The sequence below is a fragment of the Klebsiella sp. 141203 genome (genome assembly GCF_032601985.1).
Lineage (GTDB): Bacteria > Pseudomonadota > Gammaproteobacteria > Enterobacterales > Enterobacteriaceae > Klebsiella > Klebsiella aerogenes.
This window is the reverse complement of record NZ_JAQIRL010000001.1, coordinates 612,751-625,286: the sequence shown is the minus strand read 5'-3', so window position 1 is coordinate 625,286 and position 12,536 is coordinate 612,751. Positions and strand designations below refer to the sequence as shown.

Here is a 12,536-nt window from a genome sequence, read left to right as displayed (position 1 = left end):
GCTTATTGTGGCGACCTTACGCAGTAATTGAGTAATATTAACGGAAACTGTTTGTAAAGGATTATTGAAAGCTTATGTTAACAGGTGTTGTGAGGTTAAATGATCGGCTAAATAGTGGTGGCCGTGTCATTTCGGCATCGTCAACAACGATCGTTGACGGACAACCAGTTGCTTTGTTGGGTGATAAAGTAATATGTCCGCTAGATGGCCATGGTGAGAATTATATTATTGAGGGTTGTCTTCAGTGGATATCCGATAACAAACCCGTTGCCGTTGATCGCTGTGCATGCCTGTGCGGTTGTTATGTTATCTCTAGTCTTTCTGATACGGGAATAGGATAATATAATGGCCTGGAATATACCGGAGAAACAAAAATTAATTGATGTGTCACCAGTCGCATGGGGAAAAATGACACTATTCTTCATTGTCTCTCTAATTTCGATCGCGGTTGCATGTGTCTCATGGTATTATTTTACGCATGATGCGAATTCTGTCCTGTATGCGCTTATATTATGTGCAAGCAGTCTGGCGATACTTTTGCTGTTCGCCGGATGGCGTTCATTTCAGCTTGGTATTTGTCTTGAAAAAAATGCAGTAATTAAGGCAGAGAATGCTGCATTGGACAAGATTTACTCTGCGTGGGCGTCGGAATATATCAGTATTGTAGATTATCACTTCATGTTCCCGGAGCAGGCGCAAGTTGAGAACCTGAAACAAGGCGGTGAGATACACATTATCGGGCAACAACCGGTGATGTTTCCTGTTAACGTTGATTATAATACATTATTTTACGAACTGCTTTCACCACTACGTTCTGTTTTAATTACATTAGCAAAAAAGAATAAATTGAAAATTGTCTTTCCTATGGGTATGCCTCTTGATACTGCAGCATGGCAATCCTTCACGCTGGCATGGCGAAAATTAGGGATGCAGGAGGAGAGCATTCAAACACCTGCGTGGATGATGACTCACTATGCTGAGCAAATTGATGAATGGCTTAATTATACCGATAATAACTTTCGCTTAATTATCACTTTTGCCCCCCTGGTTTCGCTTGTCGGTAATGGGGCAAATAGTGCCAGCGATGGTGTTTGCGCGTGGCTTTGCGCGCCTCCTGCAACAGATAAGAATGAACAGCTAAAGGAAAAAATCAGAATTTATCGTGCGATGGCGACAAATTCCGCTGAGTTAACTCAAGACCTGGCAGATGTTCTCAACTTTCAATCGTCTACGGGTATTATCGAAAAAATATGGATTGGTAAACTTAAGAATCAAGCAGCATTAGGTCAAGCTATTAAAATTCTCAATGCTAATAATGGTGAAGAAAAAGTCAGACATCATTTCACGGAATTTATACTGGGTAGGCAGGGAAGAAATAATATGTGGGCAGCGTTATCTCTATCACTGGCATCATCAGGTGATAACGGTTCTGTAAATCTTATTGTGTCAGAGGATGAGGCTGGGATCGTGCTATCTAAAATAAAGATCCTGGGGAAGCGCGATGCAAAAATATAGTTTACTAAGATTACTGGGTGTTGCCATATTGGTCGGCGTGATTGGCATTTTGGCTGCAATAGCAATACATTTATGGGGAGATGATTTTGGACTGACAGGTAAGGCCGGGAAAGTATCTTGCTGGTTTGCTTTTATGTTTGTTTTTTTATGCGCATTTAAACTCCTTAGATTAAATTCCTATTTTTCAGTATTCAAACGCTACGCTTATGCAACCAAAGCAAATCCATCGACATCATACCTGGCGAAACGCTTTTCAGCGCTACATACCTACCGCACGCCTGAAAATGATGAAACCAATGGCGAAGAAAATAGGTATTACGCTGAATTAAACGACTACCTGAAACAGCAGTATGGTTATTTCTGGCCGTCGAAAGTTCGTATCCTGATGGTGACGGGTAAAAGCGCTGATGTGGAGCAAGCTATTCCTGGCCTGATCGATCAATACTGGCTTGAGGCGAATGGAACCGTTTTGCTGTGGGACGCAGAGTTGACAAAACAGGGCGATCGCACCAAGCGTAATGCGGTTTGTAAGCTTCGCCGCCAACCCGATGGCGTCATATGGATAACATCGGCCTTCGACCAGCTGACCGTGCTGAGTGGGGATGCAATAACTCCGGCTTTATCCACTATGGATATAGACAGCATCGCCCATACCCTGAATGCCCGTTATGTTCAGCAGCGCAGGCGTCTACCGCTATACGTCTGGTCCTTACACCCGCGAGCTGGGGAACGACGAGGACAAATAACACAATCAATAGGTTGCCTGTTGCCTGCCAACTGCACGCCAGAGCAATTCCGTCAGTTGGTGGATAATCTGGCCGGGCAGCTGATCGCTCGTGGAATACACTCAGTAAGTGACAGCCATGAAGACGCATTTTTATTGCGCCTTGCCGAGCAATTGACCCGGTTTCCTGAATCTATTGTTGGTCCCTTATCCGCATTCTTGTCGTCCGCGCGGCCTTTGCCGTTGGCCGGTATCATGTTCGGATCTCAGGTCCAGGAGCTCTCCCATAGCGCGGATCATTACTGGCGGAAGGATAATCGCTGGGATGTTCTGCTTGAATCGCTTGCGACGTTACCCGCGGGACTGAAAGCCCATAAAACGGGTTATTCTCTTGCAAAAATCATGACCGTTATCAGCGCGGTGCTGATGTTGTTGTGGGGAGGCGCTATGTTCGTCTCTTTTGCGGCCAACCGCCATTTGCTGGTCACAGCGCAGGAGCAGGTGCAACGAGCCGCAGCGCAAAAACAGCCACTTGCCGAACGCCTGCATGCGCTGGCCGCCGTGCAGAAAACGCTGGCTCAACTGACATACCGCAAAGCGCACGGGGCGCCTTGGTACGCGCGCGCCGGATTAAGCCAGAATGATGATTTGCTGGCGGCGCTCTACCCACGCTACGGCGTCATGGCGCTACCGCTGGTTCGTGATGCGGCGGCGGAACATCTTCAGCAGCAGTTACAGGCTTTCGTGCAATTGCCGCCGGAAAGTCCGCTACGTGAACGGCTAGCCAAAACCGCCTATGACCAATTGAAGCTCTATCTCATGCTCGCCCGCCCGGAAAAAATGGATGCAGGCTGGTTTGCTCGCGAGTTGATGCGCAACTGGCCGCAGCGGGATGGCGTGACGGACGGCTTCTGGCAGGGCCGCGGAACGTCTCTACTGAGATTTTACGCATCCAGCCTGGCGTTACATCCGCAGTGGCGGTTGCCGGCCGATCCCACGCTGGTCAGTCAGGCTCGTACGCTGTTAATTCGTCAGTTAGGTAAACGTAATAGCGAATCCACCCTCTATCAGCAAATGTTGGCGCAGGTGGCGAACCAGTATGCTGATATGCATCTGGCGGATATGACCGGTGACACCGACGCCTCACGCCTGTATACCACCGATGCGGTAGTCCCGGGTATGTTCACCCGCAACGCCTGGGAGCATGCCGTGCAGCCGGCTATTGAAAAAGTGGTTAACGCGCGCCGCGATGAAATCGACTGGGTGCTCAGCGATAACCAGCTTCCGGTAGCGCAGGCGGCGACGCCGGAAGCGCTTCGCGAACGCCTGGCGGAACGCTATTTTGCCGATTTCAGCGGCGCCTGGCTGAACTTTCTCAATAGTCTACGTTGGCAGCGCGCCGCCACGCTGTCGGATGCCATCGATCAGCTAACTCTGATGGCGGATGTGCGTCAGTCGCCGCTGATTGCGTTGATGAATACCTTGAATGTACAGGGACGAACCGGACAGCGCGGCGAGGCGATAACCGATTCGCTGGTCAAATCAGCGAAAAATTTGTTTAACCGTGAAGATCAGCCGCTTATCGATCAGCAAGGCGGCCTGCGGGGGCCACTGGATGCGACTTTCGGCCCGGTGCTCGCCCTGATGGATAATCGCGATGGCAGCATGTCTGGTAGTCGTTTGAATCTACAAACGTTTCTGACCCGCGTGACACAGGTTCGTTTGCGTCTGCAGCAGGTGACTAATGCGGCCGATCCGCAGGCGATGACGCTGGCGCTGGCGCAGACGGTTTTTGAAGGTCGCGCGGTGGATCTTACCGACACCCGAGACTACGGTAGCCTGGTGGCGGCAGGGCTAGGGCAGGAGTGGCGTGGCTTCGGCCAAACGGTGTTTGTCCGCCCGATGGAGCAAGCCTGGCAGCAGGTGCTGACTCCGGCGGCAGAAAGCCTCAATGCCCGCTGGCGTAGCGCGGTGTTCGATGACTGGAACCGGGCATTCGGTGGGCGCTATCCCTTCAAAAATGTGAGCAGCGAGGTCTCTTTACCTCTGCTGGCGAAGTATCTCAATGCAGAGAGTGGCCGCATCAGTCATTTCCTGCAGACCCGGCTTAATGGGGTGCTGCATAAAGAGGGAAGCCGTTGGGTGGCGGACAGCATCAATGCCCAGGGGCTGACATTTAACCCAGCCTTCCTGCGCGCGATGAATACCCTGAGCCATATTGCGGATGTGGCATTTACCAACGGCGAGGCTGGAATGCACTTCGAACTGCGTCCGGGAACCGCGGAAGGCGTGATGCAAACAATGCTGGAGGTCGATCGTCAAAAACTGAATTACATGAACCAGATGCCGACCTGGCGTCGCTTTAGCTGGCCGGCGGACACCGAAGCGCCGGGGGCCAGTTTAAGTTGGATCAGCACCCGGGCGGGAACACGCCAGTACGCTGACCTGACCGGGGCGTGGGGCTGGATCCGGTTACTGGATAAAGCCACGGTGAGAGCTTATCCGGGCACAGGCAGTAGCTGGAGCCTGAGCTGGAAAGCGCCGGATGGACTGATGCTGAACTATACGCTCCGTACCGAAGCCGGCGAGGGGCCGCTGGCGCTGTTGGCGCTGCGCAACTTTACCCTGCCAGAGACCATTTTTATGGTCAGCGCAGAAACGACAGACAGTGACCTGGAGAGTGAAAGCCGAGGGGAGGATATTTATTAATGGCATCGGTTCTTACATTGATTAATGCTTGCCAGGCCGTGCCTGAAACGCTGGTTGCCCAAACGCAGCAACGTCTGCTGCTATGGGAAAGCTGGCTGCAGCCAGTCGCAGCCGATTCGCCGACCGGCAACGACCCTGGCTATAACGATGATTTCCAGCTGATGCGCGAAGAGGTGAATAAGCTTTCGGGAGCGGATACCGATCTCATTTGCCAGCTTGCGGAAAAACTGTTAACGACCGTGACTCGTGATATCCGCGTCGCTTCCTACTACGCCTGGGCTCGCCTGCATCGCGATGGCGAAGCCGGCCTGGCCGATGGGCTGGAATTGCTGGCGGGGTTAATGCAGCGTTTTGGCCTTCATCTGCACCCGCAGCGTGAGCGCAGCAGAAAAGCGGCTCTTGACTGGCTGGCCAGCCAGCGAATGCTCGACAGCCTCTCGCTATTCCCCGAAGTGAATAATAGCGTCGCGATGCGCATTACCGGAGCCTTGTTGCTTATCGAGCAGGTAGAAGAGGGGGCCGTCCCCGGCGCGCTGTGCGGCGTCCTCGAAACCCGGTTGATGAAATCCGGCGGCCCGGAGGCCGTAGTACCGCAGAATATCAGCGATACACCGCTAACGGCAGCAGTCAGTAGTGCGCCGCAGACAGGTACGATTACGTCTGGTCAGGAACTTCTGACACAGGCGCGGGTGCTGGCAAAATATCTCAGCGATCGACCGGACGGTTGGCTCTCTGCCTATCACCTGATACGAAGTATCCGCCATGACACGCTGCACCAATTACCCCCTCTGTTGGCGGACGGCAGGACCCGTATCGATCCGCCAAAACCGGATCAGCGGGCGTTGCTGAAGCGCTTGTATCTGCAGCAGAGCTGGCTGGAGCTGCTGGAGCAGGCCAGCGAGATGTTTTCCCGCGCAGCGAATCATCTGTGGCTGGATTTGCAGTGGTATGTTCACCAGGCGTTGCTGAAATCCGGGCGCGAGGCGGAAGCCAATATTATTCAACATGACCTACAAGGACTTCTGGCTCGCTTAATTGGCCTGGAGGAGCTGGCGTTCAACGACGGCACGCCGTTTGCCGATGAGGTGACTCAAAACTGGATTCAGCAACTGGTGCTGGATAATGCCGCCTTCCGGGACGATGCCGTGTCTGGCGCTGTAACGGCTTCCGGCGATGACCCTATCCTTCAACTGGAGCCCGAAGCGCTGGCGCTAGCCGACAGCGAGGGAGCCGATGCGGCGCTGTCCTGGTTACAGCATCGTCCAGGAATAACGACTCCGCGAAGCCGTTGGCTGCTGCGATTATTGATGGCGAGGGTTGCCGAACAGACTGGAAAAAATGAACTGGCGCAGCATTTGTTGGCGGATCTGGACGCGCAGGCCGCCACACTTTCTCTGGCGCAATGGGAACCAGAGCTGCTGTTTGAGGTCTGGGCCCGTCATCTTCGACTTTTGCGGGGTAAGGCCGGGCGCAGTGAAACGGACAAAAATCGTTTGCAGCCGCTGATGGACCGCTTACTGGCTGAATTGATCGCCATTAATCCCGCCCGAGCGGCGGTACTCTGTGTTTAAAAGCCCGATCGTCATGGATGAATAACGGAAAACCTACGATGGAAGATTTAACCCTACGCTATTTTGACGCTGAAATGCGTTATCTACGCGAAGCGGCAAAAGAGTTCGCCCAAACGCACCCCGATCGGGCGGCAATGTTGGATCTCGACAAAGCCGGTACGCCGGATCCCTACGTGGAGCGGCTGCTTGAAGGCTTTGCGTTTTCGATGGGCCGCCTGCGTGAAAAGATCGACGATGATCTACCGGAGCTCACCGAAGGGTTGGTCAGTATGCTGTGGCCACATTACCTGCGCACTATTCCGTCATTATCGATAGTGGCTCTCATGCCGGAACTTACGGCGATGAAAATGGCGGAAACGGTACCTGCTGGTCTTGAGATAACGTCCCGCCCGGTGGGGCCGAAAAATACCCTTTGCCGCTACCGTACCACTCGCGATGTGACGCTGAATCCGATAACGGTGGCGAAAATTGCCATGGTCAGCGAGCCGGACGGGCGTTCGCTCCTGAGGATTCGTTTTGCCTGCAGTGGCCAGGCTGACTGGTCCCACGCCGATCTGCGCCGCCTGCCGCTTTATCTCGGAGAAGACGCTGTAACCGGCAGCGCCCTGCATTTGTGGCTTACCAAACGCCAGGCCGCGATGTATCTGCGCCTGCCAACGCAAGCTGAGCGGATAAAGATTAACGGCTATTTCTCACCGGGTGGATTCGGCGAGGAGGACGGCCTGTGGCCGAAGGGAGAGAGTGCTTTTAGCGGTTATCAGCTATTGCTGGAATATTTTTCCTTCCGCGAAAAATTTATGTTTGTCCAGCTGCAGGGTCTGGACAATTACACCTTTCCTGCTGGGATAACTCATTTTGATATCGAGGTGGTGTTCAACCAACTTTGGCAAAGCGATTTACCCATAACCGAAGACTGCCTACGCCTGCACTGCGTACCGGTGATTAACCTGTTCACCCTGGAAGCGGATCCGTTAACTATCAGCGGCCTGGAGAGCGAATACCTGCTGCGGCCGAAACGTTTGCAGGACGGACATACTGAGATTTATTCCGTTGATAGCGTCACCGGCTCAGGGCGATCGGGCGAGGCGCGATATGTCCCTTTTACCAGTTTCCGACATCGGGGAGGAATGATGCGCCGCCATGCGCCGGAGCGGTATTACCATACGCGCGTGAAGCGCGGCGTCAGCGGAATGCACGACACCTGGTTAATCCTGGGCGGCCAGCGCTGGGAAGCCGATCGGGGTTTTGAAAGAGAAACCGTATCGCTACGTATCACTGGCACCAACGGGCAATTACCGCGCCGGGCGTTGCAAAGCACCGTGCTTGACCGCTGTGACCAGGTTTCAGAAACGCAGCTGAGCGTGCGGAATCTGTGTAAGCCGACGTTGCCTGCTTATCCGCCCGCAGAGGATCGCTTTCACTGGCGGGTTATGAGCCATCTGGGTACTCGTTTTTTAAACATGATGAGTAACGCCGAGGTACTTCGCGGCACGCTGTCACTCTATAACTGGCGTGACGATGAGCTGAATTACCGCCGTCTTGAGGCGATCCAGTCGGTCAAGCATCATCGTCTTCAGCGTTTTGAAGATGGGTTTCTGTTACGAGGGTTGGAAATTGAAGTGACCCTCGACAGCCGAGGGTTCACCGGCGAAGGGGATATTCATCTGTTCGGCGAAATGCTGAATCGCTTTTTTGCCCTCTATGCCGATATGAATCAATTCAACCAGCTTACGCTTATTGTTCAGCCAGAAGGGAAATATATTCGGTGGAAAGAGAATCACAATCCGCGCCTGCCCGGTTGATAGCGAAGGCTCGGGAGCGGTTGCCGTACATGAATTTTTATCGCTTCAGTCAGTTGCTTGAACAGAGCCAGCCAGAGGCGCCGTTGACCGGTGGAGGCTGGCAAATACGGCATGAACCGATACGCTTTCGACCACATCCGGGAATGGGATTCCCGGCCAGTGAAATTCGGCAACTTGAAATGCCTGAAGCGGATGTTTCGCACTTACCGCCCTCGCTTCGCGTCACGTTTATGGGATTGTACGGAGTCGAGTCGCCGCTGCCGACGCACTATATTGATGATATCGCGCAGCGCCGCGAGGGGTATGCCGCCGCAGCGGATTTTCTGGATATTTTCAACCATCGGTTGATTAGCCAGTATTACCGCATCTGGCGTAAATATTCATACCCGGCGACATTTCAGGCTGGCGGCACAGACAATACCTCGCAGTACCTATTGGGATTAGCCGGGTTGGGGATTAAGGGGTGCGCGGCCGCGGTGGATATACCGTTATCACGCTTTTTGGCGCTGCTGCCATTGATGCTTCTTCCGGGACGAACGGAGGAAGGAATGAGGGCGTTGGTTGAACTGCTGGCGCCGGAAACTCGTGCCGAGATCTTTCATCACGACCGCTGTCGTATTCCGCTGAAAAAGGCGCTGACCATGAGCGTGCGGCATCCCGTTAGCCTGGCGGCCAGGCCGGTCATGGGAACCCACGGCACGGATGTTAATGGTCAGGTGTTGTTACGTTTAACGACCAGCAACCATGAGGAAGCGCAGGGATGGTTGCCCGGGGGGGAACGACTCCAGGACCTCATGGCGTTGCTGCATGTTTGGCTCGGCACACACCTGGATGTGCGCATTCAACTATGCGTCGCCCGTCATTTATTGCCGGAAGCGCAGCTTACCTGCCAGTTAACAAAAGCGGTGCGGTTAGGGCGTACTGCAGTGCTGCGCCCGCTAAATCCACATCGCAGTTCGAATGACATTATCACCATTCATCCAGGGCGTTATCAGCGCGTCCAGGAAAATATTCACCGAAGGGAGCACGATGAAGATGGCGACTATCGCTGGTAAATATTCCGCTGCGTTATTGGCGATGATTTTCTCGACGGCCTTGGCCGGTTGCGGCTTGACACAGAGTGTGAAGGACGGGGCGGTCTCAGTGACCAGGTCTATTTTTTATAAGCAGGTGAAAACACTGCATCTGGATATTCGCGCCCGGGAAGGGGTGAATAATAACGCGCAAGGGGCATCGCTGGCGACCGTAGTACGTATATACCAGCTCAAAGATCGAAAGGTGTTTGATGATACAGATTATCCTTCGCTGTTTGCTGAGGATAGCCAGGCGATCCAAGGCGATTGGCTTGCCGAGAAAGATATTCGTCTGCGCCCCGGAGAATCCGTGGCTGTTGATATGCCGCTGGAGGCGGCAACGCAATACGTCGCGATCGCGGGGATGTTTATGGCGCCTGACCTGGCTGGGAACAGCTGGCGGCTGGTGTTGACTCGCGACGATCTTGACGCGGACAAACCGCGGGTTATTGAAGCCGGCCATAACCGTTTAACCTTGCAACCGTTGAAGGATAACTAAGATGCCGCGCCCCTCGCTTTACGACACGTTGTTCGGTAATTTTTCCGGCGGTCTCGACCTGCATCAGGTCAGCGAAGAAAATCAGGTCATTCTTTCGGTGCTCGATAACATGCAGCGTATTCTTAATTGCCGGGCGGGAGCATTGGCGCATCTCCCGGACTACGGGCTGCCGGATATGACAAAAATCCTCCAGGGGATGCCGGGCACCGCGCACCAGCTTATGACCACGCTGTCTGCAGTACTACTCAAATACGAGCCGCGTCTAAGCAGCATCCGCGTTGAGATGTTGGAACAGACACAGCCTGGCGAACTGCGTTATGCCATTGACGCGGAACTGAAGGAAATTGGTCTGGTACGTTACGGCACGGAGTTTATGCCTGAGGGCAGGGTGCTAATTCGCCATCTCAAACAGCAACAGTACCTGGACGCCCGTACCGCCATTTAGTACTCACTTTGGTTAATCCTTATGACGACATATTCTGAACGCCACCTCACTACCGGGGGGGACCCGCGCACGCAGGCGGACTACGCAAAGCTGCGTGAAGAAATGCAAAAGCTCAGCCACCCGGCGCGCCCGGACGTTAACTGGCGATATGCGGAACAGTTATGCCTGTCGCTGTTTGATCGTAACGGTGTGGATCTTCAGACAGCAGCCTGGTACACGCTGGCCCGCACGCAGTTGGCTGGATTATTTGGCCTCAATGAAGGTCTCGCTATTCTTGAAACGTTGATTACACGTCAATGGGGCGCTTTGTGGCCGCAGCCGGTGCATGCGCGGATGGAAATCGTCTGCGGGTTGAGCAAGCGGTTACAGCAGGCGCTGCGCACGTTAACCCTGGCATATGCCGACCTCAGCGAATTATATCAAGCGGAAACACATCTAAAAGCGCTCGATGCAGCCCTGCAACGGCTCGAGCTAAAGCATGCCGGTCAGTTGGATGTCCTGGTCGCTCTGATACATAACGCCGCCGTGCGGCTGGAAAACAGCGATGGCATAGCTCGCGCCGATAATTCGCAGCACGCCGGCGTGACCGTGCCGGGGAACGCAATTATTGAGGTTGATGAGTCGGTTGAACGGATAAAACGGGTGTACATTGCCCCCGCGGATACCGCTGCGGAGATGGCGACAGCTTGTGACCTTCCGTCGGCGGTACAGCGCTGGCGCCCCTTTGCTGCCGGTATGATCACCATGCTGTTGTTAACGGTGGCGACGATATGGGGATGGCGGGTTCTCTATTCATCAGACCAGGAGCAAGTGCAATTCGCCGCCAGCCTGGCGCCATTGCCCGTGGCGCTTTCGGCTGAGCAGCTGCGTTCCTTTCAGCCGCGCTCGCCGTCAGCTGATAAGGGGATACTACAGACCCAGCAGCAGCTGGCGCGGCTGGCTGAGCTCAATCCGGATTGGGCTATCGATGATGGAGAGCGATTGGTGCAGCAGGCGTTAACGCTGTGGCCTGAGCAGGCTCAAACGCTCTCCCGGCAGTGGCGGCAACAGCTCGCCGCCGCCGCGCTGCCGGTTGAAAATCTCAATGGATGGCATCAAGGAATGAAGCAGTTGCAGCAATTGGCCCAGCGCCTTGATGCGCTGGATGAACAAAAGGGAAAATATCTAACCGTAAGCGAGCTGAAATCAGCGGTGTTCGCAATGACCCAGTCGTTTAATCGTACTGTTCCGGTCGAAGAACAACTGCGTCAGCTGGCGGAGATGCCGCAAGAGCAGGCCCAAAGTTCAGCGCAGCAACATCAGGCAGAACAGCATTTGCAGCAGTTGATTACTCGTTATGCCTTGCTGAAATTAGACATGAAGGAATAGTCGTTATGGTTGCTGCGATAAAGGGCTAGCTAATCTAGCCCTCCTGTATATCAGGCGCCAAATGCGCCATCTATGGTGTGCATTGCCCCCGTCACAAACGATGATTCCGGGCCTGCCAGCCAGGCAACCATTGCCGCAACTTCTTCCGGGCGGCCATGCCGCTTAATCGCCATAAAACTGTGCATCAGTTCTTTCATAGGGCCGTTCTCCGGGTTGGCATCGGTATCAATAGGGCCCGGCTGCACGATATTCACCGTAATACCGCGGGGGCCAAAATCTCGCGCCAGCCCGCGCGCCAGTCCCTGCAACGCGGACTTGCTTAACGCGTAAGCCGCCATGCCAGGCATCGGCATGCGATCCCCATTCACCGAACCAATTATGATAATTCTACCGCCTTCCGGCATCGTGCGCGCCGCCTCGACGGCCGCATGGTAGGGGGCATGAATGTTGATGCGGAACAGACGGTCGATCGCATCGCTATCTTGCTCCAGCGCATCGCCAAAGAGGGCTATACCGGCATTAACGACCAGTACATCCAACGGCCCGCTATCGCGAACTAGCTTGATCACTTCATCGCGATCGGCGCTATCGGTAAATACCGCGGTACTGCCGGTTTCGCCAGCCAACTGCTGTGCCGCTTGCCCTGAACCCGCGTAGCTGAAAGCCACCGACGCGCCGTCGGCACGAAAGCGCCGTACAATCGCCGCGCCAATGCCGCGACTCCCGCCCAATACCAGTACCGATTTGTTATCAAATACAGCCATGACCTTTGCCTCACTATATTGTAGTGATCGATACAATATTGTTCAGCGGTGAAAGCTGTCAAGAAA

General features: G+C 54.2%; 10 protein-coding genes. 9 read left to right on the top strand and 1 reads right to left on the bottom strand.

Annotation, left to right across the window (positions count from 1 at the left end; genetic code table 11):
• Positions 1-74 precede the first annotated feature (74 nt).
• The 9 genes from PGR29_RS03065 to PGR29_RS03025 are packed head-to-tail and all read left to right on the top strand — an operon-like array spanning position 75 to position 11,706.
• On the top strand, positions 75-341 hold the full coding sequence (locus PGR29_RS03065) for a PAAR domain-containing protein (RefSeq protein ID WP_087859424.1): 267 nt from the start codon (positions 75-77) through the stop codon (positions 339-341).
• A 4-nt stretch (positions 342-345) separates the two neighbouring features.
• Positions 346-1,515 (top strand): hypothetical protein, encoded by a 1,170-nt coding sequence (locus PGR29_RS03060; RefSeq protein WP_316424043.1) that lies wholly within the window; start codon positions 346-348, stop codon positions 1,513-1,515.
• Positions 1,502-4,948 carry an ImcF-related family protein gene (locus tag PGR29_RS03055; RefSeq protein ID WP_316424041.1) on the top strand — a complete coding sequence of 1,149 codons (3,447 nt, stop codon included), beginning with the start codon at positions 1,502-1,504 and terminating at the stop codon, positions 4,946-4,948. Before PGR29_RS03060 ends, PGR29_RS03055 begins: the two co-directional genes overlap by 14 nt.
• The gene (gene tssA, locus PGR29_RS03050; RefSeq protein ID WP_316424040.1) at positions 4,948-6,519 is read left to right on the top strand and encodes a type VI secretion system protein TssA; all 1,572 of its coding nucleotides are present in this window, start codon (positions 4,948-4,950) and stop codon (positions 6,517-6,519) included. The genes PGR29_RS03055 and tssA overlap by 1 nt, the downstream gene beginning before the upstream one ends.
• A gap of 38 nt (positions 6,520-6,557) precedes the next feature.
• Complete coding sequence (gene tssF / locus PGR29_RS03045) at positions 6,558-8,321, top strand: type VI secretion system baseplate subunit TssF (RefSeq protein WP_213793906.1); 1,764 nt, start codon at positions 6,558-6,560, stop codon at positions 8,319-8,321.
• Between the two features lie 29 nt (positions 8,322-8,350).
• Positions 8,351-9,376, top strand: a complete 1,026-nt coding sequence (tssG, locus tag PGR29_RS03040) for a type VI secretion system baseplate subunit TssG (protein ID WP_410477021.1) — start codon at positions 8,351-8,353, stop codon at positions 9,374-9,376.
• Positions 9,357-9,893, top strand: a complete 537-nt coding sequence (gene tssJ / locus PGR29_RS03035; RefSeq protein WP_183269068.1) for a type VI secretion system lipoprotein TssJ — start codon at positions 9,357-9,359, stop codon at positions 9,891-9,893. Before tssG ends, tssJ begins: the two co-directional genes overlap by 20 nt.
• 1 nt (position 9,894) lies before the next feature.
• On the top strand, positions 9,895-10,338 hold the full coding sequence (gene tssE / locus PGR29_RS03030; protein ID WP_087859431.1) for a type VI secretion system baseplate subunit TssE: 444 nt from the start codon (positions 9,895-9,897) through the stop codon (positions 10,336-10,338).
• A 21-nt stretch (positions 10,339-10,359) separates the two neighbouring features.
• Positions 10,360-11,706, top strand: coding sequence for a VasL domain-containing protein (locus PGR29_RS03025; protein WP_316424039.1), 1,347 nt, complete (start codon positions 10,360-10,362; stop codon positions 11,704-11,706).
• Positions 11,707-11,756: 50 nt separating this feature from the next.
• On the opposite strand, the gene bdcA is transcribed toward PGR29_RS03025, so the two are convergent.
• The gene (gene bdcA, locus PGR29_RS03020; RefSeq protein ID WP_316424038.1) at positions 11,757-12,470 is read right to left on the bottom strand and encodes an SDR family oxidoreductase; all 714 of its coding nucleotides are present in this window, start codon (positions 12,468-12,470) and stop codon (positions 11,757-11,759) included.
• Positions 12,471-12,536 lie beyond the last annotated feature (66 nt).

Bases quoted from the DNA above. Each gene is read 5' to 3' on its own strand.
- PGR29_RS03065 (WP_087859424.1), top strand. From the start codon at position 75: ATGTTAACAGGTGTTGTGAGGTTAAATGATCGGCTAAATAGTGGTGGC.
- PGR29_RS03060 (WP_316424043.1), top strand. From the start codon at position 346: ATGGCCTGGAATATACCGGAGAAACAAAAATTAATTGATGTGTCACCA.
- PGR29_RS03055 (WP_316424041.1), top strand. From the start codon at position 1,502: ATGCAAAAATATAGTTTACTAAGATTACTGGGTGTTGCCATATTGGTC.
- tssA (WP_316424040.1), top strand. From the start codon at position 4,948: ATGGCATCGGTTCTTACATTGATTAATGCTTGCCAGGCCGTGCCTGAA.
- tssF (WP_213793906.1), top strand. From the start codon at position 6,558: ATGGAAGATTTAACCCTACGCTATTTTGACGCTGAAATGCGTTATCTA.
- tssG (WP_410477021.1), top strand. From the start codon at position 8,351: ATGAATTTTTATCGCTTCAGTCAGTTGCTTGAACAGAGCCAGCCAGAG.
- tssJ (WP_183269068.1), top strand. From the start codon at position 9,357: ATGGCGACTATCGCTGGTAAATATTCCGCTGCGTTATTGGCGATGATT.
- tssE (WP_087859431.1), top strand. From the start codon at position 9,895: ATGCCGCGCCCCTCGCTTTACGACACGTTGTTCGGTAATTTTTCCGGC.
- PGR29_RS03025 (WP_316424039.1), top strand. From the start codon at position 10,360: ATGACGACATATTCTGAACGCCACCTCACTACCGGGGGGGACCCGCGC.
- bdcA (WP_316424038.1), bottom strand. From the start codon at position 12,470: ATGGCTGTATTTGATAACAAATCGGTACTGGTATTGGGCGGGAGTCGC.